This is a genomic window from Sphingobium sp. RS1 (assembly GCF_056156825.1).
On record NZ_JBLZXE010000002.1, the window covers coordinates 3,519,096 to 3,540,297 of the forward strand.

Sequence of the window (21,202 nt, forward strand, 5' to 3'; positions counted from 1 at the left end):
ATGTCGGTTCTTCATTCGGTTAATGCTCGCCAATCGCTTTGGTTCCGCGCGAGCAAGGTTAAGACGATTTTAGCCAGTATCGGGATTGTCGGTGCGCTGAGCGCAACCGCCCCGGTCCATGCCACTGAAACCGACGATCCCTATGGCGACGCGTCGGAAATCAACACCAGCCCGCTCGGCCCGTCCGACGTCGGCTTCTCCAATCTCTTCTCCAGCCTTCAGCGCCTCGATGGCAATGCCAAGACTGCGGCCTATATCCCGTCGGGCCGCCCGGTCGAAAAGCTGTCGCTGACCTCGAACTTCGGCGTTCGTTCCGATCCGTTCAACCGCTCCGCCCGCATGCACAAGGGCATCGACATTCCCGGCCCGATCGGCACGCCGATCCACGCAACGGCCGACGGCATCATCAGCCGCGCCGGCTGGGCCAGCGGCTATGGCAATCTCGTCCAGATCTCGCACGGCAGCGGCATGGAAACGCGCTACGGCCATATGTCGAAGCTGCTGGTCGCCGAAAACAGCTATGTGAAGCGCGGTCAGGTGATCGGCCTGATGGGCTCGACCGGCCGTTCCACCGGCAGCCACCTCCATTATGAAGTCCGCGTCGACGGCGCCGCCATCAACCCGCTGCCCTTCGTCGCCGGCCCCGACTATCTGGTCGCGATGAACACCAAGCCGCCGCTCGCCATGGGCGGCCCGACCACGGCAGAAGAAAAAGCCGCCGACTGATCGGCTGTATGACGATATTCGCAAAAGGCCCGGCGCCCGATGGGGTTGCCGGGCCTTTTGCTTGACCCTATCTGAGCATGAAGTCTTAACCCCGTTCGGGCTGAGCTTGTCGAAGCCCTCTTCCTTTTGCGAAGAGAAGAACAGCCCTTCGACAGGCTCAGGGCGAACGGATGATGATAAGGCTAGCTGCTCTAGGAAACACCATGTCCGACATCGACCTGACCCCGTCCGCTGCCGCCCGCGTCGCCGCCATCGCCGCCAAGCAGGGCAAGCCCGCCATTCTCCGCCTGTCGGTGGAAGGGGGCGGTTGTTCGGGCTTCCAGTATAAGTTCGGGCTGGCCGAAACGGTGGAAGCGGAAGACCTGACGGTAGAGCGCGACGGCGTGACGCTGGTGGTGGACGATGTCAGCATCGACCTGGTGCGCGGGTCCGCCGTCGATTTCGTGTCCGATCTGGGTGGGCAGGCGTTCAAGGTAACGAACCCCAATGCCACCGCCGGCTGCGGTTGCGGGACCAGCTTCTCCGTTTGATTTCCGTCTGCGATTCCAGGCTCCGTTCGCCCTGTTCGAGCGAGCCGCTTGTCTCGCTCGAATGTCGAAGGCCCGTGCTTGCTCAATGCTGATCCTTTGTTCAAAGGAGAGGCAAAAGAGGAAGAAGTCATCATGCGCATCGCCACCTTCAACATCAATGGCATCAAGGCGCGCCTGCCGCGCTTGCTGGAATGGCTGGACGAAACGCGCCCGGACATCGCCTGCCTTCAGGAAATCAAGACCAGCGACGACACCTTTCCGGTCAAGGATATCGAGGCCGCCGGCTATGGCGTGATCTGGCACGGGCAGAAGGGGTTCAACGGCGTCGCCATCCTCGCGCGCGGCGAAACGCCGGTCGAGGTGCGCCGTGGTCTGGAAGGCGAGCCGGAGGATGAGCATAGCCGCTATCTGGAAGCGGATGTGAAGGGCGTGCGCGTCGCCAGCATCTATCTGCCCAACGGCAATCCGCAGCCCGGCCCGAAATTCGATTATAAACTCCGCTGGATGAAGCGCCTTCGGACACGTGCCGCCGAAATCTGGGCAGAAGAAGTCCCCGCGATCCTGGCCGGCGACTATAATGTCATCCCGCGCGACGTGGACACATTCTCGGTCAAGGCGATGCAGGACGACGCGCTGATGCAGCCCGAAAGCCGCGCCGCCTATCGCCGCCTGCTGGCCGATGGCTGGACCGACTCGATCCTCAGCCGCCACCCCCATGGCGGCGTCTGGACCTTCTGGGATTATCAGGCGAACAGCTGGCCGCGCGACGCGGGCTTCCGCATCGACCATCTCCTCCTCAGCCCCGCCGCCGCCGATCGCCTGATCGACGCGCAGGTCGACAAAGAATTTCGCGGCCGGGAAAAGGCCAGCGACCATGCGCCGACTTGGGTGGAACTGCGGGATATTTAAGGATCGTCATTGCGAGCGCAGCGAAGCAATCCACGTAGCGCTACATGGATTGCTTCGCTGCGCTCGCAATGACGAAGTAACACGGTTAATATTACCCGGATCATATTGACTCAATAAAACCCGGATAATAATATTTGTGCCGAAGGAGATTCGGCATGGAACGGACGTTGACGGCCTTTGCTGGTGACTTGTGGATCGCCACCGGGGACGAAGGCGAAGTGCGCGCGGCCCTGCGCGCCATGGGTGATGAGGCCCAGAATATCCTGCTGTTCGACGACGCGACCGGGCGGCAGATGGATATCGATCTGCGTGGCCCTGCCGTCGAGGAAGCGCGGGGCAGGGGGCGCCCGAAACTCGGCGTCCAGCCGCGTGAAGTGACGCTGCTACCGCGCCACTGGGAATGGCTCGCCACCCAGCCGGGCGGTGCATCGGCCACCATCCGCCGCCTGGTGGAGGACGCGCGCAAGGCCAGCGCGACGACGCCGGACCCGCGCGCGGCAATGGACGCGGCCTATCATTTCATGACCGCCATGGCCGGCGACCGCCCCGGCTACGAAGCCGCGATCCACGCGCTCTTCGCCAAGGACGGGGCGCAGTTCGCGGAGCTGACGCAGGATTGGCCGTCGGGCATCCGCGACCATGCACGAGCGCTGGCGGCGCCGGCTTTTGGTGGCTGACCGTCGTTTATCATTTCCGTCACCCCGGACCCTTCGACAGGCTCAGGACAGGATCCGGGGTCCCGCTCCTTTGCCGCTGACGCTCGCGGAGAAGCGGGATGCCGGGTCAAGCCCGGCATGACGAAAGAAAACATGACTGCAAGCGACCATATGTGGTCGTAATCGGTCCTTGTCTGGTGCATCCAAAGCAGGCACCAGACGCTATGCGAAAACTATTATCCCTTGCCAGTCTCAGCCTCATGACATGCGGATGTGCGGACATGTGCGGCGATACTATTGTAACAAGAATGACTTCACCCGATGGGAAACGTGACGCCGTGTTATTCCAACGAGATTGCGGCGCGACGACCGGTTTTTCCACGCAAATATCAATTTTAGATGCAGGCGATCAGCTTTCCGGCATGGGTAACACGTTCCGGGCCGACGACGATCACGGTGCTGCAAGCGCAGGTGATTGGGGCGGTTCTTGGGCCGAAATGCAATGGCTATCGCCTGATCGCCTGCTAATTCGATACGCAGCTAAATCACGGGTTTTTGAACAGGATAACCATGTCTCCGGCGTAGACGTGATTTATCAGACAGTAGCGCAATAATCGGACCAATAGCCGACCTTCCGTTTCTCGCCAAAACCCGGCCCTAAGCCGCCAGCCTCAGAAACGGCACCGGCTCGGTCGAACGCAGCACGATCGGCTTGCCTTCCGACGCTTCGAACAGTTCGCCGTCCAGGATCACGCTGCTGCGGTCGCCCTCGATGCGGATGGTGTCGCCCTGTTCCAGATGGATGCCCTGCATCGTCTGCTTGCCGATCCGCCGGAACAGGCTGGCCCAGATCAGACGGAACAGGGCCGGCAGGCTCTGGTCGACCGCCATCAGCTTCATGTTGCCACGCGCGCTGCCGCCCGGTTGCACGCCCAGCAGCAGCTTCTCCAGCGTCGTCACGATCAGCACCGCAAAGCGCCCGACCAGCTGACCATCGCGGATCAGCGAGATGCGTACCGGATTGCCCGATGGCGGCAGGAATTTGGCGCGGATGCCGAACAGCAGCGACACGATCACCGCCATGGCGGTGATGAAGTGACTGAGCCCATTGGACAGCCCCAGCGGATAAATCTGGTTGCGGCAATAGAGCATGTAATCGGCCAGCCCCGCGCCGCCCAGAAACATGCCCAGCACCGGCCGGCTGCCGACCGCGCCGTCCGACAGGGCGATCAGTTCGCGCGCGACGACATGGTCGTCCACGCCCGCCTTGGCGATCTGCACGATCCGCTCCAGCGCCTTGATCGGGTCGCCATGGATGCCCAGGTCCAGCGCAATCAGGTTGGTCTTGCCATTGGGCAGCACCGCGATCGGCGGGACACGGCCCTTGAAATGCTCCCCCTGATAGAGTTCGGTCAGCGATGCCTGCACCGTGCCGTCGCCGCCATTGATGACGATGACGGCCGGATCGACGCGGGCGATCGTCTGGAACGCCCGGCCGATCTGGTCGACCTGCTCCACCTCATAGTGGAAGATGTCCGGGTTGCTGGCGCAGTAACTGCGCACGCGTGGAAGCGTCTGCCGGTTGCCCGTGGATTTCGGATTGGACAATAGGGCGACGCTTACCATGGCTTTTGGGTCACATATATTTGAGGTTGATCGTGATTTTCGTCACGCCCGGCCCGACATGAAAGGCCGCCTTCTCCACGCCGGGCTTGCCCAGGTTGAAGATGCTGATTGACGGATTGTTGGAAAATCCGCCGCCGTCCCGCGAAATGTCGGTCTTGCCATTGCCGTCGCGGTCGTGCCGCACGGCGATGCCATATTCGCCCGATTTGGGCACCGGCACGCAAAAGCGCATCGCGCCATTGGCCGGCTTCACCGCCGTATCGATTCGATTGAGCCATTCGCCCTTCGTCAGCCAGGCCGCCTTGGTGGCGGGATAGGACTGGATACGCACCTTGCCCGTGGCGGCGGCAAAGCCGCGCACGTCGACCAGCACCGCCGGCCCGCGCGCATCCGCGCCGCAGCGTTCAAGGTCGTTCGCAATTTCCTGGCCATGAGCCATGACCGGACTGGCAGCGACCATCGCCGCCCCGACCATCAGACCCATTGCAACTTTTACCATGACCATCAGACTCCTGGAAGCTATAGCCACCCGGATGGACCGGATGGCGAGCCCCTGTTCGCCCCGCTTTTCTACCTGACTCGCATATGGGCCGGGTTTGCGGCCAAAACATGGTGATGGGACGACGACTTAGAGAATGCTGACCGCCACCGACCGATATCTCGCCCGCCTGATCGCGGTGCCCATGCTGGGTACACTGGTGATCGCCGCGATGCTGCTTGTGCTCGACAAGATGCTCAGCCTGTTCGATTTCGTCGCGGCGGAAGGCGGACCGGTCAGCGTCGTGTGGCGCATGCTGGCCAATATGCTGCCCGAATATCTCTCGCTCGGCATCCCGATCGGCCTGATGCTCGGAATCCTGCTCGCCTTCCGTAAGCTCGCCCTGTCGTCGGAACTGGACGTGATGCGGGCGGTGGGCCTGTCCTACGGCCGGCTGCTGCGCGTGCCCTACATGTATGCGATCGCGCTGGCGCTGCTCAATTTCGGCATCGTCGGCTTCGTCCAGCCCTTGTCGCGCCACGCCTATGAAGCGCTGCGCTTCGAACTGCGCTCCGGCGCGCTGGGCGCCTCGATCAAGGTCGGCGAATTCACCAACCTTGGCAAGCGCATGACCATGCGGATCGAGCGCAGCAAGGACGAAGGCCGCAATCTGCAAGGCATTTTCGTGCGCGCGGTCGGCAAGGATGGCCAGTCGGTTGCGGTGACGGCGGCGCAGGGCACCTTCCTCGCCACCGACGACCCGGACGTCATCATCTTCCGCCTGCGCAACGGCGTGCTGGTGAACGAGGCGCCCAAGTATAAGACGCCGCGCATCCTGTCCTTTTCCAGCCATGATTTGCCGATCGACCTGCCGCAGATCGAGAATTTCCGCGGCCGCGACGTCGACCGTGAAAAGACGATTCCCGAACTGATGGTCATCGGCCGCAGCCCCGCCACGCCTGACAAGCTGCGCGCCGAAGTGCGCGCCAATTTCCATTTCCGCATGGTCGAAGTCGTCTTCATGTTCCTGCTGCCGCTCGCGGCGCTCGCCTTCGCGATCCCGCCCAAGCGATCGACCTCGGCGCTGGGCGTCTTCCTCTCGATCGTGTTCATCGTGACCTATCACAAGGTCAATCAATATGGCGAAAGCATCGGCGCGCTGGGCAAGGTCGACCCGATCATCGCGCTATGGGGACCGTTCCTGCTCGCATCCGGCCTTGTCCTGTGGATGTATCATGTGATCGCCAACCGACCCGGTGGCCAGCCGATCGGCGCGCTGGAGGTCGCCTTCTCGAAACTGGGCAAGCAGGTCGTGCGCCTGCTGCGCTTCGGCCGACGCCGCGCCCCGGCTGTTGAAGGAGCGGCCTGACCCATGCAGTTCAACTTCTTCCCCTCGCGCCAGATCAGCCTTTACATGGCGCGCCTGTTCCTGACCCGCACCTTTGCCGTGCTGGCGCTGCTGGTCGTGGTGCTCCAGACACTCGACCTGCTCGGTAATTCGGGCGATGTGCTCGCCTATCCGGGCAATGGCGACGCGCAGCTATGGCATTATGTCGGCCTGCGCGCGCCGCAGATCATTGCCCGATTCCTGCCATTTTCGGTGCTGCTGGGCACGCTGGTGATGCTGGCGACGCTCAACCAGAACAGCGAAATCATCTCGATGAAGGCCGCCGGCCTGTCCGCGCACCAGATTTTGGCGCCGCTGGTGCTGGCGGCGCTGGGCGTGTCGGTCATCAGCTTCGTCTTCAACGAACGGATCGTCGCCCGCTCCACAGCGGCGCTCAGCGCATGGGAGGCGGTCGATTATGGCCCGATCCCGCCCGACAGCGGAGTGAAGAGCAATCCTTGGGTGCGCGACGGCAATAATCTGGTCAATGCGGCGATCGTCGCGGGACGCGGCACGCAAGTGCAATTGCGCAAGGTGCAGATCTACAACCGCATCAACAACAGCCTGACCACCATCGTTCAGGCGCCCAAGGGTCATTATGACGCCGCGAGCAAGAGTTGGCTGCTGGAGGGCGCGCGTCAGTTCGATGTGGCGCGCGGCACCGTCACCAATGTGGGCACCGTCCGTTTCGGCCGCGATATTCGCCCCGACCAGTTCACGCTGGCGAAGGTCGATCCCGATGCGCTGACCTTCCGCGAACTGGAATCGGCGATTTCCGACCTGCACGACGCCGGCCGCCCCACCGCAGAACTGGAAGGCAGCCTGTGGCACAAGCTGTCCGGCCCGCTCTCCGCGCTGCTGATGCCGATCCTCGGCTCGGTCGCAGCCTTCGGCCTTGCGCGTTCGGGCCAGTTGTTCATGCGCGCGGTGCTGGGCATGGCATTGGGCTTTGCCTATTTCGTCGCCGACAATTTCTCGCTCGCGATGGGCAGCCTTGGCGCTTACCCGCCGTTTCTGGCCGCCTGGGCGCCTTTCTTTCTGTTCCTGCTGGTAGGTGAAACGGTTCTGTTCCGAACCGAAGAATGACGCCCCAAATAAAAGGCCCCGGCGACCAAGGGACGTCGCGCGGGGCCTTCACAGAGGGGGCGTTCCGATCCTCTTAAGGGGGGAGGGGAAGAACCGGAACAATCCCGATATAGGCGCGCCAGATCGCGTTTCAACCCGCAACCGACATTAATTTATTCGCGCAGAGGCGCAGAGGCGCAGAGGCGCAGAGCTGTCATAGCGCCTGCGGCGCAGTCGCTTTTGCAAAAATCTCAGCGTCCTCTGCGCCTCTGCGCGAACAATAAAAAGGGACCGACCCATCGGCCGATCCCCTCCGTGTCTCCGCACCTCCGCGTGAGCCTTCCCAGGCTCAGCGCGCCGTCATAGTGCTCCGGGCGATCTTGCCGACCAGCGGCATCATCCCCTTGTAATTGCCCCGATGATAGGGGGAATTCGCGTCCAGCGTCGCGATCAGCTGCGCATGCGCCTTGCCCAGCGCATGATAGGGCACGCTCGGCAGCAGGTGATGCAGCGCATGATAGCGCAGGCCCACCGGCGCCCACAAAGCGGGCAGGGTGCCGGGCGGCGGCACATTGACCGAGTCCAGATATTGCGCCGTCACGGTCATCGGCTCGCCCTCATTCTCCCACAGATGCGCGACCAGAGTGCGCAACTGGTTGATGACGGTCATGGCCGAATGGATCGCCATATAGACCAGCAAAGGCTTCCAGCCGAAGGCGAAGATGCTACCGATCAGCGCCAGCGCGAACAGGCAGGCGCCCGCTTCTTGGGCCGCCCACTGCCGCGCAAACTCGCCTTCCGGTGCACGGCGGCGATAGGCGGGGTTGATCGACAGGGCCGAAAATTCCGCCACTACCTTGCGGCGTAGCGCCGGGATCAGTAGCGACAGCGGCGTCAGCACGCCAAAGCGCAGGATGAGGCCCACCGGCGCCAGCGACGCGACGATGATGAACAAGGGCAGCGACCATGGCTTCATCAGCGCCAGCGGCAGATATTCGGGATCTTCCGCCGTGCCATAGCGGGTGCGCTGGTGATGCTGGGTATGCACGCCTTCATACATGAAAGACGGGATCATCAGCGGCACGCCGACGATCAGGTTCCAGCCCAGGCGAAAGCCGGGCAGGGCGCCCTTGCGGATATGGGTCAGTTCATGAATGAAGCTGGCCGCGCGATAGAGCGCCAGCATCGACACGAGCGCGCAGGCGACCGCGATCGCCACATTGTCGACCAGAATCGCGCCAGTCATCGCGCCCCAGCCGACCAGCGCGGATGCCAGCATGTCGGGCCAGTAAATGCGCGGATTGGCGGTCGAATGGGCGCGCGTCAGGTCGGCCGCGGCGCGCAGCATGGCGGTATCGTCGGGAATGGCCGCCCGCGCCCGCTGCGCGGCGGCAAGAATGGGATCATGCACTGTCATGCGGGCCGTCCTAGCCTCCAAATGCGCTGAGATCATGGCAGCACCATGACATATTCACTTGTGTATCCGCCGGAATGCGGCGCGTGATTGACATTCCGCAAACAAGCGCCGAACTGCACGCCATTCCATGTTTCTTCGAAGGCGGCACCCGTGGCGCATAATGATCTGGTCATCACCCCCGTTTCCGGCAAGGCCGATTTGAAGGCTTTTATCGACCTGCCCTGGCGGCTTTACGCCAATGATCCCAATTGGGTGCCGCCCTTGAAGGCCGAGGTGAAGGAATTGCTGACGCCCGGCAAGAACCCCTTTTTCGGCCATGCCGAAGCGCAATATTTCCTCGCGCGGCGCGGCGGCAAGGTGGTCGGCCGCATCTCCGCCCATATCGACCATCTGGCGCTGCAACAGCCGGTCGAACAGGGCATGGGGCCGGGCACCGGCAATTTCGGCCTGTTCGAAGCGGAGGATGATGCGACCGGCAAGGCGCTGATCGCCACCGCCGAGGACTGGCTGCGCGGCAAGGGCATGATCCGCGTGCTGGGGCCGATCTCGCTCTCCATCTGGGAAGAGCCGGGCCTGCTGATCCAGGGACATGACCATCCGCCGACGGTGATGATGGGCCATAACAGCCCCGCCTATCAGGCGATGATCGAGCGCGCAGGCTATGCCCCGGTCAAGCAGCTCAAAACCTATGAGCTGGACATCACCAGGGACTTCCCGCCGCTGATCCAGCGGATCGTCCAGTCGGGCGAGAAAAGCCCGCGCATCGCCATCCGCAAGGTCGACAAGTCGAAATTCGACAAGGAAGCCGCGATCATCCTGTCGATCCTGAACGACGCCTGGGGCAACAACTGGGGCTTCGTGCCGATCACGGATGAGGAGGTCGCCCATACCGGCAAGAAGCTGAAGCCGATCGTGTTCGAGGATCTCATCATGATCGCCGAACTGGATGGGGAGCCGGTCGCCTTCATGATGACGCTGCCGGACCTGAATGAAGCGACCAAGTCCCTGAACGGCTCGCTCTTTCCCTTCGGTTTCATCAAGCTGCTGAAATGGCTGCGCAAGCCCAAGGCGCGCACGATGCGCGTGCCGCTGATGGGGGTGGTCCAGCGGCTGCAAAGTTCGCGCATGGCCAGCCAGCTGGCCTTCATGATGATCGAAACGATCCGGCGTGAAGCGATCGCCCATTATGGCTCGACCCGTGGCGAGATCGGTTGGGTGCTGGATGACAATCAGGGGATGAACGCGATCGCCGATGCCATCAACAGCACGGTGAACAAGGTCTACCAGATTTACGAAAAGCCGCTCTAAAGCTTTGTTTCGCCTGCGTATCTTTGGCAACTCTTTCTACGCTGCACCGTTGATGCTCCAAACCCCTCAACAAGGAGTATCGACATGGGCGAAGCAACCGACAAGTTGAAGGCCGCTGGCAACAAGGCCGCTGGTTCGATCAAGGAAGGCATCGGCAAGGCGACCGACAATGAACGTCTGGAAGCCGAAGGCAAGGCGCAGAAGGCCAAGGGCACGGCGCAGGACGTGGCCGGATCGGTCAAGGGCGCGCTCGGCGACAAGATCTGACGCTTGGCCGTCTGCACGGAAAAAGGCCTCGCTCCCATGGAGCGGGACCTTTTGCGTTTCTGTCCTACATGACCGAAATCCGCTACCTCATTCGTTCGGTTTAAGCTTGTCGAGAACCCACAACTCAGGGTTCTCGACAGGCTCGAACCGAACGGAAGCAGGCGTATGAGACTTTCCGATAGGATTACCAGCACGCAACAAAACGTCGAAATCAGCGGGAAATGTGCGAAGTTAAGCCGCTTCCTTGGCCAGATAGTCCGCCACATCCCGCCGCAATTCCCCGGCGCACAGATAGAGCGCGATAACATTGGGAATGGCCATCAGGAAGAAGCTGCTGTCGACGATGCCGACCACCCGGCCAAGGTCGATCGCGGCGGCGGGGGGCAGGGCAACGACATAAAGAATTTTGTAGGTCCATTGCGCCCTGGGGCCATTGCCGAACAGATAACCCCATGCCTGCAAACCATAAAAGCCCCAAGCTACCAGCGTCGAATAGGCGAACAGGAACACCACCACCGCCAGCAGCCAGGGGAACCATGGCGATACTTTGGCAAAGGCGGCCGACGTGATCGCAATCCCTTCCAGCCCACCATTCCAGGTCCCCGCGACGACGAGCGCCAGCCCGCCGAGTGCACAGACGATCATCGTGCCAAGCAGCGGCTCCAGCAGCGCGACCAGTCCTTCGGACACCGGATGTTTCGTCCGGGCGAGGCTATGCGCCATGACGGCCGACCCCACGCCCGCCTCGCTGGCGAAGACCGCACGCCGCATCCCCGCGACGAAGGCGCCCACGGCCCCGCCGGTCGCCGCATCGCCGCTCCACGCCCCGTTCCAGATTAGCGCCAGCGCACCCGGTATCTCGCCGGCATGCAGGATCAGGATCGCAGCAACCCCGCCCAGATAGACCGCGACCTTGATCGGCGTCAGCCGCTTCGACACTTCCCCCAGCCAGGCCGCACCGCCCAGCGTCACCAGCGCCACCGCGCTGGCGATGAACACGCCATAGGCCCAGCCATTCGTCATGCCGGTCACGACCTTGACCTGCGCAAAGCTCTGGTTGACCTGCACCATCGGGATCGCGCCGAACAGAGCGAAAAAGGCATAGGCGCCGCCCAACACCAGCCCCAGCTTCGGCCAGCCCCGCGCCGCGCCCACGGCCTTGAGCACATACATCGGTCCGCCATGGACATGGCCCCGGCTGTCGAAAACGCGATATTTAAGGCCCAGCGTCACCTCCGCCATCTTCACCGTCATCGCGAACCAGCCGATGATGAACATCCACAATATCGCACCGGGACCACCCATCGTCAGCGCCACGGCGACGCCGGCGATATTGCCAAGGCCGATCGTGCCGGACAGCGCGGTGGAGAGCGCCGCCCACTGGCTGACATCGCCCTTCGCCTCGCCCTCATGCGGCTGGCTGCGCAGGATGCGGACCGCGCGGCCGACATGGCGCACATTGGGGAAGCCCAGCCACAGGGTGAAGAACAGCATCGGCAGCGCCAGATAGAGCACGATCAGTTCGATCTGCGCGCCAAAGAGCGGCACCTTGAAGAAGACGGCGGCGGACAGGCCATCGACAAAGCCATTGAAATTTTCCATCACTCGCCGATGCCGCCATCGTTGGGGAATGTCGATTAAAGATTGCTCATGTGGCCGCTGCGGGTTGATCGCTTAACCCTGATCGGTGCATGACGGGCCGCATGAGCAGGCAATATTTCGGCACCGACGGCATCCGCGGTCGCACCAACCAATGGCCCATGACCGCGCAGCTGGCGATGAAGGTCGGCATGGCGGCCGGCACCCATTTCCTGCGCGGCAGCCACCGCCATCGCGTCGTCATCGGCAAGGATACCCGCCTGTCGGGCTATATGGTCGAAAATGCGCTGGTCGCCGGTTTCACCGCCGTCGGCATGGATGTTGTCCAGTTCGGCCCGATCCCGACGCCCGCCGTCGCGCTGCTGGCCCATTCGATGCGCGCCGATCTGGGTGTCATGATCTCCGCCAGCCACAACCCTTATTTCGACAATGGGATCAAGCTGTTTGGCCCGGACGGCTACAAGCTGTCGGATGAAGATGAACTGAAGATCGAGGCGCTGCTGGATCAGGATATCCCGCTCGCCGCATCGAAGGATATCGGTCGCGCCCGCCGGGTCGAGGATGCCCGTGGCCGCTATATCCATTCGGTCAAATCCAGCTTCCCGGCCGACCTGCGCTTGGACGGCCTCAAGATCGTGGTCGATTGCGCCAATGGCGCCGCCTATCAGGTCGCGCCATCCGCGCTGTGGGAACTGGGCGCAACCGTCGTCGCGGTCGGCGTCACGCCCAATGGCACCAACATCAACGATGGCTGCGGCTCCACGGCGCCTTTGCTGTTGCAGGAAACCGTCGTGTCCTCCGGCGCCGACATCGGCATCGCGCTGGACGGTGACGCGGATCGGCTGATCGTCGTGGACGAACAGGGCAAGATCGTCGATGGCGATCAGATCATGGCGCTGATCGCCGCCAATTTCGCGCGGGAAGGCACGCTGCGCGGCGGTGGCCTGGTCGCCACGATCATGTCGAACCTGGGCCTCGAACGTTTCCTGTCAGGACAGGGCATCGGCCTTGAACGCACCAAGGTCGGCGACCGCTATGTGCTGGAGAGGATGCGCGAGGGTGGCTTCAATGTCGGCGGCGAACAATCCGGTCATATGATCCTGTCCGACTATGGCACCACGGGCGACGGCACGGTGGCGGCGTTGCAGGTGCTGGCGGCCCTGGTCCGCTCCGGCAAGCCCGCCAGCGAAGTGCTGCACCAGTTCGATCCGGTGCCGCAACTGCTCAAGAATGTCCGCTTCTCGGGCGGCAAGCCGCTGGAGCATGACGATGTGAAGCGCGTCATCGCGCAGGCGGAATCGGAACTGAACGGCACCGGCCGCCTCGTCATCCGCCCGTCCGGCACCGAACCGGTCATCCGCGTCATGGCCGAAGGCGACCGCGAGGATCAGGTGAAGGATGTGGTCGAACGCATCTGCGCCGCGGTCGAGAAGGCGGCGGCTTAAACATAGACCCGTTCGCTTCGCGCGAAGTCGAGAAGCGGGTGGATAATGGTTCTCGACAAGCTCGAACCGAACGGACATTTGAAATGCTTGAAATGCGCCCCGATTGCGAACGCTGCGGCGTCGATCTGCCTGCCGATGAACCCGGCGCCTTCATCTGCTCGTTCGAATGCACATATTGCGCGCCATGTGCCGAAGCGCTGGACGATCGCTGCCCCAATTGCGGCGGCGAAATGATGGACCGCCCGACGAGGGTTGGGAAGGCGCTGGCCAATAATCCAGCCTCGACGGAGCGGCACTTCAAGGGATGAAGCCTGCCCGCATCCTCATCATTGCCGGCTCCGACAGCGGGGGTGGCGCGGGCATTCAGGCGGACCTGAAGACCGTCACACTGCTCGGCGGCTTCGGCATGACCGCAATCACCGCGATCACGGCGCAGAATACGCTGGGCGTGCAGGCCGTTCACCCGATCCCCACCGCCATGGTGCTGGCGCAGATGGAAAGCTGCCTCAGCGACATCGGCGTCGACGCGGTGAAGATCGGCATGATCGGCAGCGCGGAAACGGCCAATGCCGTCGCCGAACATTTGGTGCGCGTGAGTGTGCCCGTGGTGCTCGACCCAGTCATGGTTTCCACCAGCGGGTCCGTCCTTGCGGACGCCGAAACGATAGCGGCCATGCACGAATTGATGACATGGGCTTTGGTGACTACGCCCAATCTTCCCGAACTCGAAGTGCTTGGCGGTGAAGCGAGCTTGACCGAGCGCGGCGAAACACTTTTGATCAAGGGCGGCCACGCCGATGGGCCAATGTTGACCGATCGGCTTGTCGGCCATCATGGCGAGATTGCAAGATGGAGTGACCCGCGCATCGACACGCCGCATACGCATGGCACTGGCTGCACTCTGGCAAGTGCAATTGCGACCGGCTTGGGACAGGGCATGACGTTGCCAGAAGCCATTGATCGCGGTCGCAAATATGTGCGTAAAGCGTTGATGTTGGCGCCCGGTTTCGGCGGCGGGCATGGCCCGATGGGCGGACCGCTTGGTTTTCACCCCGATGCCTGACTTCACCCACGAAGCGCTGCATCATCCCGGCCTCGTCGCCGGGGTGGACGAAGCGGGACGGGGACCGCTCGCCGGTCCCGTCGTGGCCGCCGCCGTTATCCTGCGGGCGGAAGACTGCCCCAACGGCCTTAACGACAGTAAGCAGCTCAGCGCGAAGAAGCGGGCCACGCTGGAAACGGAGATCAAGGCGCGGGCGCTCTGCTGGGCTGTCGGTATCGCGACCGTTGCGGAAATTGACGAGATCAACATCCTGTGGGCGACAATGCTGGCCATGACCCGCGCGGTTGAGGCGCTGGGGCAGGACTGTGCGCATGTACTGGTCGATGGGAACCGTTGCCCGCAATGGCGCTGGCCCGCCACCGCGATCGTGGAGGGCGACGCCAAATGCCTGTCGATCGCAGCCGCCTCCATCCTTGCCAAGGAAGAACGCGACCGGATGATGATCGCGGCGGCGGCCGACTATCCCCATTATGGCTGGGACACGAACAAGGGCTATGGCAGCGCGAAACATCTCGCCGCGCTGCGCGAACATGGCCCGGCGCCGCTCCACCGGCGCAGCTTCGCTCCGGTGGCGCAACTTAGTTTGTTCTAGGAGGCTTTTGCGAGCCGTCAGCTGTGCCGTCTGACGGTAAAATGCTTCAGCGCATGGGCGTCCAGGTCTGCGTCTTGCAGAAGAAGGCGATGCAGCCCTGGACCTTGAGTGAGCCATTGGCGTTGCGGGTCAGCTTCGACGCGTAGCTTTTGCCGCTTTCGGGGTCGTAGATCGTCCCTTTCCACAGGTCGCCATCATCCTCGAACCCGGTCAGCAGGGCCAGGCCGACCAGCGGCTTGGACCGGAGCGCCGGATCGGGATTCTTGATGTCGGTCTGCGGTCGGCCGGGGGTGGGCTTCACGATTTTCTCGATCCTGCCGCACAGATGCTTGCCGCACGGCGCAATCTGGACGATCGCCTTGCCATCGACCGTGGCCCAGCGGCCGGTGACGGGTTGCGCCGCCTGCGCAGGCAGGGCAGCCATTGCGGCAGTCAGGGTTGCGAGGGCGATAAAGGCCGGTTTCATGCGATCCACTCCTTGTCTTTGTCCTTGAGATAAGCACGAAAAAGCCCGCCCGCCACCGCCTTTTTCTGGCGGGGCGGGCGGGTCTTTCGGGCGACGCTACGGCAGCGCCGATCCCTCTCCAAAGTTTTTAGAAGGCCGTGCTGATCGAACAGGCCGCCGGACCCAGGATGACGACGAACAGCGTCGGCAGAATGAACAGAATCAGCGGCACGGTCATGATCGCGGGCAGGCGCGCGGCCTTTTCCTCGGCGCGCATCATGCGTTCATGGCGGAATTCGGCAGACAGCACGCGCAGCGCGGAGGCGAGCGGCGTGCCATATTTTTCGGTCTGGATCATGGTCGTGACCACGCCCTTGACCGCGTCCAGCTTCACGCGGGTCGCCAGATTCTCGAAGGCCATGCGGCGCTCGGTCAGGAAGCTGAGTTCGATCGCGGTCAGCTGGAATTCGTCGCCCAGCTCCGGATAGGCCTTGCCCAGTTCCCGCGCCACGCGGTTGAAGGCGGCGTCGACGGTCAGGCCGGCCTCGGCGCAGATCACCAGCAGGTCGAGCGCATCGGGCAGGCCCTTGCGGATCGCGGCGGCGCGCTTCTGCACCTTGTTGTCGATATAGAGGTCGGGCGCCTTGTAGGCGAGCAGCAGCGCCACGGCGAAGGCGAAGAAGCGCTTCATCGGGCCCCATTCGGGTTCGATGCCGACGCCATAGAGCAGGATCGCGGCCAGACCGCCGATCACGATCGGCAGGATCATCCGGCCGAAGATGACCGCGACGGCCCAGTCCTTCGACCGGATGCCGGCCTGTGCCAGGCGGATCTGCGCGTCCTTCAACTGGTCGTCCTGCAAGACCTTCAGGCTCGACAGGAAGGACCGCATCTGGTCGGTCGTCTGGTTCTTGCGCACCAGGCTGGCGCGGCGCTTGGCGGTTGAGGCGGTGATGCCTGCCTTTAATTGTTCACGCCGTTCGTTCAGCGCCTTGACGCGCTTGGCCATGGGATCGCGTACGGTCATGACCGCATAGAGCGCGAACAGCACGGCCAGCGTGGCCAGCGCAGCCAGCAGCGTACCGAAATCGGTCGCGGTCAGGCCGAAGAGCGTGCCGGCTGGGGTCGGGGCGTCCATATATCTTCTCCCTCCCGATCAGATTTCGAAATTGACCATCTGGGCCATGATGAAGGCGCCGATGCCCATCCAGCACATGCCGCCGATGCCGACCACCTGCATGGTGCCCAGGCCGAAGATGCCGGCCGGATCGGGGGTGAAGAAGGGGGTCATATAATTGAAGTTGATGTAGCAGATCATGCCGAACACCAGGAATGGCAGTACGCCGATGATATAGGCGGAGGCTTTGGATTCCGACGACATGGCGCGGATCTTCAGCTTCATCTGCGCACGCTGGCGCAGCACCGTGGCTAGGTTCGACAGGGTTTCGGCCAGGTTGCCGCCGGTTTCGCGCTGGATCGCCAGGGTGATGACGAAGAACTGGAATTCCGGCGTACCCAGGCGATCGGCGGTTTCCTGGAGCGCCTGCTCCATGGTCCGGCCGATCTTGATCCGCTCGGTGATGAGCTTGAACTCCTCGCCCACGGGGCCGGGAATTTCGCTCGACACGATGCCCAGCGTTTCCGCGATAGGCAGGCCGGATCGCAGGCCGCGGGTCAGCAGTTCCAGGGCATCGGGAAATTTGGCGTTGAACTGGTTCACGCGCTTGCCGATCAGTCGTCCCACCCACCAGTGCGGCAGGCCCAGGCCGGCGGCCAGACCGACCATCATCGCGAACAGGAACGGGAAACCGCGCATCATCAGGAATGCAGACAGCAACAGGAAGATGATGGCGCAGCCGGTCATATACTGGCTGATCGTCCATTTCTTTCCGGTCATCTTCAGACGCTTGGTCAGATTTTCCGGGTTGGGGATCAGCGACACCAGCATCTTAGCTTCGGCGCCGGTAGCCCGATTGGAAATGGCCCGGCGCATCCGCGCTTCCAGCAGCGCTTCGGCCGACTCGCTGTGACGGCCACGGATCATGGCCACACGCCGCTTGCGCGCCTTGTCGGGCGACGGGCCGGCGAATGCGATCACCGCGAGGCCCAGCAGGGTCGCGATCAGCACCGTTATCAGGATGAAATTGCCGTCCATCTCGTCGCCCGTCTTTCAGGAAGCCGTACCGCCCCGGTAAGGGGCGGTGCATGCAATCAATTGTCTAGCGATGCCTTGTCCTTGCGGCGCATCATCGACCTGAAGTCGATCTTGCCGAGCAAGGAATCACCCCTCTTGCTGCCGGCCTTGGGCGCGGCATCCATATCATCGGCTTCGGCGGCGCCCAGCACCTGATCCATCATGGCCATGCACGCTGCGCCCACCTTGCTACCCTTGGCGGTTTCGGCCAGCGTCTTGCCCAGCTTGGCGGCCTGCGAAGCGATGCGCAGGTCGAACGGTATGACCACGTCCACTTTGCGTTCGATCGACTGTTCGAAATCCTTGCGGCTGATTTCCGGCGCGCCGGGATGGACGCGGTTGGCGACCACCAGCACACGCGTCTGGGGCGCGTTGCTCTTGAGCCAGGACAGGATGCGGATCGTATCGCGTGCACCGGCCAGCGTCAGCTCCGTCACGACCACGGTCACATTAACGTCGGCCATCAGGTGCGGGTGCTGGATCAGCATGTTGCGCGGCAGGTCGATGACGCTGCATTCGAAGGCGAGGCGGAATTCTTCCAGCAACTGATAGAAGGCACCGCCATCGGTCATCATCGGCTGGCTGATCGGCGCTTCGGCTGACAGGATCGCCAGCGTGTCGCTCGCCCGCACCATGGCGCGCTCGATGAACAGACCGTCGATGCGGCTCGGATTTTCGATCGCGTCGGTCAGGCCGCGGCCCGGCTCCAAATCCATCGCCAGCGCATTGGTGCCGAAATGGACGTCGAGGTCGAGCAACGCGGTCGGGCGCTTCTTCTTTTCCGACAACAGCCAGGACAGCGAGGTCGCAATGCTGGATGCGCCCACGCCGCCGCGCGTACCGATCACGGAGATGGTGCAGTGCGGCCGTTCGGGCGCGGCGTCGCGCGGTGCCATGAACACGGCCTGCGCCTGCGCCAGCGCGTCGCGCAGTTGGTCTGCGCCGAAGGGCTTGAGCAGATAGTCCTGAATGCCGCTGGCCACCAGATCGCGATAGAGGCGCACGTCATTGACCTGACCGGCGGCGATCACCACCGTGCCGGGCTCGCACACTTCGGCCAGCGAATTGATGTCGTTCAGCGGATCGCCGCTTTCGGACATGTCGACGAACAGTATCTGCGGGGACGCGGTGATAGACAGGCTCTGCACCGCATTGCGCATGCCGCCCTTGTTCACCTTTTCCGGCGCCCATCCCAGTTCGGCGGCGACGGCACGCAGCATGTCGAAGCTGTGGTCGTCGCAGACGAAGGCGTGGAACGGATCGCGCTGCCCGCCCAGGCCCGGTTTCCAGGGTGCGTTCATCTTACTGGCCTCCCGCCGACATTTGCTTCAGGTCGCCCGCACCGGTCGGGGCCTTGTCGCGATAGGTGGAAATGGCGCGGTTCGACGTCGCCGTGCGCAGGTCGCTGTCGGTGCCCTGGCCACGGACCAGATCTTCCGGATTGGCGACCATGGCGGCCCAGTTGCCGTTGACTCCGCAGCCGAAATTGGATGTGGTGCCAAGTGCGCCGTTGGTTTCCTGCTTCGCGCTCCAGTCCGGACAGCCCGGTACGCTGGCGGTAGCGCGGCGCACGATCAGGCGGACGCTGCCTGCCGGTGCCTGACCCGCTTCGGCCGAACTGTCTTCCGCGACCAGCAGGCCGCGGCGCGCCACGACATCGCCGATATCGTCGCGCAGGGCGGGGCTGTAATAGCCACCATCGGTCACGATCGCGATGTCGTCGCCATAGCCAAGGCCGATAGACACGAACCAGTCGTTCAGGCGTATTGCCTCGTTCGGCGTCAGGCCACCCCCGGAACCCGCCTGCACGTCAAAGACATAGGCTGCGTGACTGACGACGGGCTGATGCACTGAATCGACGGTGCGGTTGGATCGGGGAAGGGCGTGGGCAGCCACCGGCAGAGCGATGACGGCGAAGGCCGCGATGGCCTTGAGAGACAGAGGAGAGGTCATGTCTTGATCCTTCCGTCAGAAGCTGAAGCCAGGCGCGGTGGCGTTGGACTTGTTCGACTTGCCGGGCGTGGCGGCGGATATTTGCGATCCCGGCACGACGGGCGTCGATCCCGGCGCACGGGTCGGCGCGGGCGTGCGGGTGCCACTGATGCCGTCATTGCCCTGTTGCAGCAGCAAGCCCTGCGCTTCGGTCGCGTTGCGGAAGCCGTCCGTCGGCAGGCGCACGTCGGACGCGTTCATCGGGCGCGCCAGATAGGGCGTGACGACGATGACGAGTTCCGTCTCCGACCGCTGGAAGGAGCGCGACTTGAACAGGCTGCCCAAGATCGGAATGTCCCCCAGGCCCGGCACCTTGTTGATGGTGTTGGCGGTTTCGTTGTTGAGCAGGCCCGCGATCATGAAGGCCTGACCCGAACCCAGTTCCACCGTCGTTTCGGCAGTCCGGCTCTTGAGCGCGGGCACATTGGCGTTGATCGTGAAGTCCAGGCTCGACACGGTCGGACGGACACGCAGCGAAATGCGGCCGTCGGCCAGCACGGTTGGCGTGAAGGCCAGCTGTACGCCATATTGCTTGAATTCGATGCTGTTGCCCTGCGTACCGTTGCTGACGGTATAGGGATATTCGCCACCGGCCAGGAAGCTGGCGGTTTCCCCGGACAGCGCGGTCAGATTAGGCTGCGCCAGGGTAGTGGCAAGCCCGCTCAATTCGGCCAGATCCAGTGCGCCGGCGATATCCATGCCCAGGATCTTCGCCACACCGCCCAGGCTGAAGCTGCCGTCCATGACGTTGTTGAACGTCCAGTAGCTCGGCGTACCGGTCACGGTCGACGTGCCGTCGGAATTGGCCGTCACGGTGGTTTCGCCGCGGGTGTAGGTCGCGAAGTTGCGCGTGCCACCGCCGATATGGCCAGCGGTGCCGCTGCCGCGATCGACGGAGGCGAAATTGGTGCCGATCTTGTGGCCGACATCCCTGCTGACTTCTGCGATCTTCACCTGAAGCATCACCTGCAATGGGGTCGCCATACGCAGGCGGCTCACCACGGTCACTTCCTTGCCGACGAAGGCCTGCGTCAGCCGTTCGGCCTCCGCTGCATCCTCGGGCGCCTGGATCGTGCCGGTCAGCAGGACCATGCCGTTCATCTTGTTGACCGCGATGTTCGCGCCGGGCATCGCCAGGCGGAGCATGTCATCGATGCTGGTCAGGTTGTTGCCGACCCGCACCGTGCCCGAAAACAGCACCTTGCCGTTGGGCGCGGTGGCGAAGACGGTGGTTTCGCCGGCCTTTTTCGCGATCAGGTAAAGCTGGTTCTGCGAGCGGACATGAACATCCACAATGGCCGGATCGGCGATCACCACGTCGGACATCTTTGCCGGCAGGTTGACCACCCGGCTGCCGCCGACCGACATCAGGATCGCATTGTCCTGCATGCTGGAGGGCGCGGCATTGAGCGCCGTGGTGGGGACGGCGATCGTTGCGACCGCCAGGCCCAGGGCGATTGCCGGAGCGGCAAGGCGCGGGGCGCGATTATGCAGGCTCTTCAT

23 protein-coding genes are annotated in these 21,202 nt (G+C 63.2%); 13 read left to right on the forward strand and 10 right to left on the reverse strand.

Annotated features, from left to right (window positions below; translation table 11 throughout):
* The 5 genes from ACNHGR_RS18970 to ACNHGR_RS18990 all read left to right on the forward strand — a co-directional run bounded on the left by ACNHGR_RS18970 (nucleotide 1) and on the right by ACNHGR_RS18990 (nucleotide 3,435).
* Nucleotides 1-726, forward strand: a complete 726-nt coding sequence (locus tag ACNHGR_RS18970; RefSeq protein ID WP_475288044.1) for a M23 family metallopeptidase — start codon at nucleotides 1-3, stop codon at nucleotides 724-726.
* Nucleotides 727-929: 203 nt separating this feature from the next.
* Nucleotides 930-1,256 carry an iron-sulfur cluster insertion protein ErpA gene (gene erpA / locus ACNHGR_RS18975; RefSeq protein ID WP_475288045.1) on the forward strand — a complete coding sequence of 109 codons (327 nt, stop codon included), beginning with the start codon at nucleotides 930-932 and terminating at the stop codon, nucleotides 1,254-1,256.
* A gap of 132 nt (nucleotides 1,257-1,388) precedes the next feature.
* Nucleotides 1,389-2,165 carry an exodeoxyribonuclease III gene (xth, locus tag ACNHGR_RS18980; RefSeq protein WP_475288046.1) on the forward strand — a complete coding sequence of 259 codons (777 nt, stop codon included), beginning with the start codon at nucleotides 1,389-1,391 and terminating at the stop codon, nucleotides 2,163-2,165.
* Between the two features lie 155 nt (nucleotides 2,166-2,320).
* Nucleotides 2,321-2,842 (forward strand): DUF2239 family protein, encoded by a 522-nt coding sequence (locus ACNHGR_RS18985; protein ID WP_475288048.1) that lies wholly within the window; start codon nucleotides 2,321-2,323, stop codon nucleotides 2,840-2,842.
* Nucleotides 2,843-3,102: 260 nt separating this feature from the next.
* Nucleotides 3,103-3,435 carry a hypothetical protein gene (locus ACNHGR_RS18990; RefSeq protein ID WP_475288050.1) on the forward strand — a complete coding sequence of 111 codons (333 nt, stop codon included), beginning with the start codon at nucleotides 3,103-3,105 and terminating at the stop codon, nucleotides 3,433-3,435.
* 43 nt (nucleotides 3,436-3,478) lie between these two features.
* On the opposite strand, the gene ACNHGR_RS18995 is transcribed toward ACNHGR_RS18990, so the two are convergent.
* Together ACNHGR_RS18995 and ACNHGR_RS19000 are read right to left on the reverse strand one after the other, a co-directional pair.
* A complete protein-coding gene (locus ACNHGR_RS18995) occupies nucleotides 3,479-4,447 on the reverse strand; it encodes a diacylglycerol/lipid kinase family protein (RefSeq protein ID WP_475288051.1) in 969 nt (322 codons plus the stop codon).
* A gap of 10 nt (nucleotides 4,448-4,457) precedes the next feature.
* Nucleotides 4,458-4,952: a DUF2141 domain-containing protein gene (locus ACNHGR_RS19000; protein WP_184270740.1), complete on the reverse strand. Its 495-nt coding sequence runs from the start codon at nucleotides 4,950-4,952 to the stop codon at nucleotides 4,458-4,460.
* 130 nt (nucleotides 4,953-5,082) lie between these two features.
* On the opposite strand from ACNHGR_RS19000, the gene lptF reads away from it, so the two are divergent.
* Together lptF and lptG are read left to right on the forward strand one after the other, a co-directional pair.
* The gene (gene lptF, locus ACNHGR_RS19005) at nucleotides 5,083-6,294 is read left to right on the forward strand and encodes an LPS export ABC transporter permease LptF (RefSeq protein WP_475288052.1); all 1,212 of its coding nucleotides are present in this window, start codon (nucleotides 5,083-5,085) and stop codon (nucleotides 6,292-6,294) included.
* Between the two features lie 3 nt (nucleotides 6,295-6,297).
* Complete coding sequence (lptG, locus tag ACNHGR_RS19010; protein WP_475288054.1) at nucleotides 6,298-7,398, forward strand: LPS export ABC transporter permease LptG; 1,101 nt, start codon at nucleotides 6,298-6,300, stop codon at nucleotides 7,396-7,398.
* A 328-nt stretch (nucleotides 7,399-7,726) separates the two neighbouring features.
* Here lptG and ACNHGR_RS19015 read toward each other — a convergent pair whose 3' ends face one another.
* Nucleotides 7,727-8,794 (reverse strand): fatty acid desaturase family protein, encoded by a 1,068-nt coding sequence (locus ACNHGR_RS19015; protein WP_475288056.1) that lies wholly within the window; start codon nucleotides 8,792-8,794, stop codon nucleotides 7,727-7,729.
* 150 nt (nucleotides 8,795-8,944) lie between these two features.
* On the opposite strand from ACNHGR_RS19015, the gene ACNHGR_RS19020 reads away from it, so the two are divergent.
* A complete protein-coding gene (locus ACNHGR_RS19020; RefSeq protein WP_475288057.1) occupies nucleotides 8,945-10,102 on the forward strand; it encodes an N-acetyltransferase in 1,158 nt (385 codons plus the stop codon).
* An 84-nt stretch (nucleotides 10,103-10,186) separates the two neighbouring features.
* Nucleotides 10,187-10,369: a CsbD family protein gene (locus ACNHGR_RS19025; RefSeq protein WP_120249439.1), complete on the forward strand. Its 183-nt coding sequence runs from the start codon at nucleotides 10,187-10,189 to the stop codon at nucleotides 10,367-10,369.
* Between the two features lie 231 nt (nucleotides 10,370-10,600).
* Here the strand turns inward: ACNHGR_RS19025 and ACNHGR_RS19030 are convergent, their stop codons facing one another.
* Complete coding sequence (locus ACNHGR_RS19030) at nucleotides 10,601-11,971, reverse strand: alanine/glycine:cation symporter family protein (protein ID WP_475288058.1); 1,371 nt, start codon at nucleotides 11,969-11,971, stop codon at nucleotides 10,601-10,603.
* A gap of 101 nt (nucleotides 11,972-12,072) precedes the next feature.
* Between ACNHGR_RS19030 and glmM the strand changes: the two genes are divergently transcribed.
* From glmM to ACNHGR_RS19050, 4 genes are all read left to right on the forward strand, one after another.
* Nucleotides 12,073-13,413, forward strand: coding sequence for a phosphoglucosamine mutase (gene glmM / locus ACNHGR_RS19035; RefSeq protein ID WP_184270759.1), 1,341 nt, complete (start codon nucleotides 12,073-12,075; stop codon nucleotides 13,411-13,413).
* 83 nt (nucleotides 13,414-13,496) lie between these two features.
* Nucleotides 13,497-13,721, forward strand: a complete 225-nt coding sequence (locus ACNHGR_RS19040; protein ID WP_184270761.1) for a DUF1272 domain-containing protein — start codon at nucleotides 13,497-13,499, stop codon at nucleotides 13,719-13,721.
* Nucleotides 13,718-14,476, forward strand: coding sequence for a bifunctional hydroxymethylpyrimidine kinase/phosphomethylpyrimidine kinase (gene thiD / locus ACNHGR_RS19045; protein WP_475288060.1), 759 nt, complete (start codon nucleotides 13,718-13,720; stop codon nucleotides 14,474-14,476). Before ACNHGR_RS19040 ends, thiD begins: the two co-directional genes overlap by 4 nt.
* Nucleotides 14,469-15,068: a ribonuclease HII gene (locus tag ACNHGR_RS19050; RefSeq protein ID WP_475288480.1), complete on the forward strand. Its 600-nt coding sequence runs from the start codon at nucleotides 14,469-14,471 to the stop codon at nucleotides 15,066-15,068. The genes thiD and ACNHGR_RS19050 overlap by 8 nt, the downstream gene beginning before the upstream one ends.
* 46 nt (nucleotides 15,069-15,114) lie before the next feature.
* On the opposite strand, the gene ACNHGR_RS19055 is transcribed toward ACNHGR_RS19050, so the two are convergent.
* The 6 genes from ACNHGR_RS19055 to ACNHGR_RS19080 form a co-directional block, all read right to left on the reverse strand.
* On the reverse strand, nucleotides 15,115-15,534 hold the full coding sequence (locus ACNHGR_RS19055) for a DUF2147 domain-containing protein (protein WP_475288061.1): 420 nt from the start codon (nucleotides 15,532-15,534) through the stop codon (nucleotides 15,115-15,117).
* Nucleotides 15,535-15,661: 127 nt separating this feature from the next.
* On the reverse strand, nucleotides 15,662-16,651 hold the full coding sequence (locus ACNHGR_RS19060) for a type II secretion system F family protein (RefSeq protein WP_184270774.1): 990 nt from the start codon (nucleotides 16,649-16,651) through the stop codon (nucleotides 15,662-15,664).
* An 18-nt stretch (nucleotides 16,652-16,669) separates the two neighbouring features.
* On the reverse strand, nucleotides 16,670-17,668 hold the full coding sequence (locus ACNHGR_RS19065; protein ID WP_475288063.1) for a type II secretion system F family protein: 999 nt from the start codon (nucleotides 17,666-17,668) through the stop codon (nucleotides 16,670-16,672).
* A gap of 56 nt (nucleotides 17,669-17,724) precedes the next feature.
* Complete coding sequence (locus tag ACNHGR_RS19070) at nucleotides 17,725-19,008, reverse strand: nucleotide-binding protein (protein ID WP_184270780.1); 1,284 nt, start codon at nucleotides 19,006-19,008, stop codon at nucleotides 17,725-17,727.
* Nucleotide 19,009: 1 nt separating this feature from the next.
* The gene (locus ACNHGR_RS19075) at nucleotides 19,010-19,660 is read right to left on the reverse strand and encodes a CpaD family pilus assembly protein (protein WP_184270783.1); all 651 of its coding nucleotides are present in this window, start codon (nucleotides 19,658-19,660) and stop codon (nucleotides 19,010-19,012) included.
* A gap of 15 nt (nucleotides 19,661-19,675) precedes the next feature.
* Nucleotides 19,676-21,202, reverse strand: coding sequence for a type II and III secretion system protein family protein (locus ACNHGR_RS19080; RefSeq protein WP_475288064.1), 1,527 nt, complete (start codon nucleotides 21,200-21,202; stop codon nucleotides 19,676-19,678).

Excerpts from the sequence above, each read along its gene's own strand:
- ACNHGR_RS19030 (WP_475288058.1), bottom strand. The coding sequence starts at position 11,971 with ATGGAAAATTTCAATGGCTTTGTCGATGGCCTGTCCGCCGCCGTCTTC.
- ACNHGR_RS19065 (WP_475288063.1), bottom strand. The coding sequence starts at position 17,668 with ATGGACGGCAATTTCATCCTGATAACGGTGCTGATCGCGACCCTGCTG.
- thiD (WP_475288060.1), top strand. The coding sequence starts at position 13,718 with ATGAAGCCTGCCCGCATCCTCATCATTGCCGGCTCCGACAGCGGGGGT.
- ACNHGR_RS19040 (WP_184270761.1), top strand. The coding sequence starts at position 13,497 with ATGCTTGAAATGCGCCCCGATTGCGAACGCTGCGGCGTCGATCTGCCT.
- ACNHGR_RS19000 (WP_184270740.1), bottom strand. The coding sequence starts at position 4,952 with ATGGTCATGGTAAAAGTTGCAATGGGTCTGATGGTCGGGGCGGCGATG.
- erpA (WP_475288045.1), top strand. The coding sequence starts at position 930 with ATGTCCGACATCGACCTGACCCCGTCCGCTGCCGCCCGCGTCGCCGCC.
- ACNHGR_RS19050 (WP_475288480.1), top strand. The coding sequence starts at position 14,469 with ATGCCTGACTTCACCCACGAAGCGCTGCATCATCCCGGCCTCGTCGCC.
- glmM (WP_184270759.1), top strand. The coding sequence starts at position 12,073 with ATGAGCAGGCAATATTTCGGCACCGACGGCATCCGCGGTCGCACCAAC.
- xth (WP_475288046.1), top strand. The coding sequence starts at position 1,389 with ATGCGCATCGCCACCTTCAACATCAATGGCATCAAGGCGCGCCTGCCG.
- ACNHGR_RS18985 (WP_475288048.1), top strand. The coding sequence starts at position 2,321 with ATGGAACGGACGTTGACGGCCTTTGCTGGTGACTTGTGGATCGCCACC.
- ACNHGR_RS19015 (WP_475288056.1), bottom strand. The coding sequence starts at position 8,794 with ATGACAGTGCATGATCCCATTCTTGCCGCCGCGCAGCGGGCGCGGGCG.
- ACNHGR_RS19075 (WP_184270783.1), bottom strand. The coding sequence starts at position 19,660 with ATGACCTCTCCTCTGTCTCTCAAGGCCATCGCGGCCTTCGCCGTCATC.
- ACNHGR_RS19070 (WP_184270780.1), bottom strand. The coding sequence starts at position 19,008 with ATGAACGCACCCTGGAAACCGGGCCTGGGCGGGCAGCGCGATCCGTTC.
- lptG (WP_475288054.1), top strand. The coding sequence starts at position 6,298 with ATGCAGTTCAACTTCTTCCCCTCGCGCCAGATCAGCCTTTACATGGCG.
- ACNHGR_RS19055 (WP_475288061.1), bottom strand. The coding sequence starts at position 15,534 with ATGAAACCGGCCTTTATCGCCCTCGCAACCCTGACTGCCGCAATGGCT.
- ACNHGR_RS19025 (WP_120249439.1), top strand. The coding sequence starts at position 10,187 with ATGGGCGAAGCAACCGACAAGTTGAAGGCCGCTGGCAACAAGGCCGCT.
- ACNHGR_RS18990 (WP_475288050.1), top strand. The coding sequence starts at position 3,103 with ATGTGCGGCGATACTATTGTAACAAGAATGACTTCACCCGATGGGAAA.
- ACNHGR_RS18995 (WP_475288051.1), bottom strand. The coding sequence starts at position 4,447 with ATGGTAAGCGTCGCCCTATTGTCCAATCCGAAATCCACGGGCAACCGG.
- ACNHGR_RS19080 (WP_475288064.1), bottom strand. The coding sequence starts at position 21,202 with ATGAAGAGCCTGCATAATCGCGCCCCGCGCCTTGCCGCTCCGGCAATC.
- ACNHGR_RS18970 (WP_475288044.1), top strand. The coding sequence starts at position 1 with ATGTCGGTTCTTCATTCGGTTAATGCTCGCCAATCGCTTTGGTTCCGC.
- ACNHGR_RS19060 (WP_184270774.1), bottom strand. The coding sequence starts at position 16,651 with ATGGACGCCCCGACCCCAGCCGGCACGCTCTTCGGCCTGACCGCGACC.
- lptF (WP_475288052.1), top strand. The coding sequence starts at position 5,083 with ATGCTGACCGCCACCGACCGATATCTCGCCCGCCTGATCGCGGTGCCC.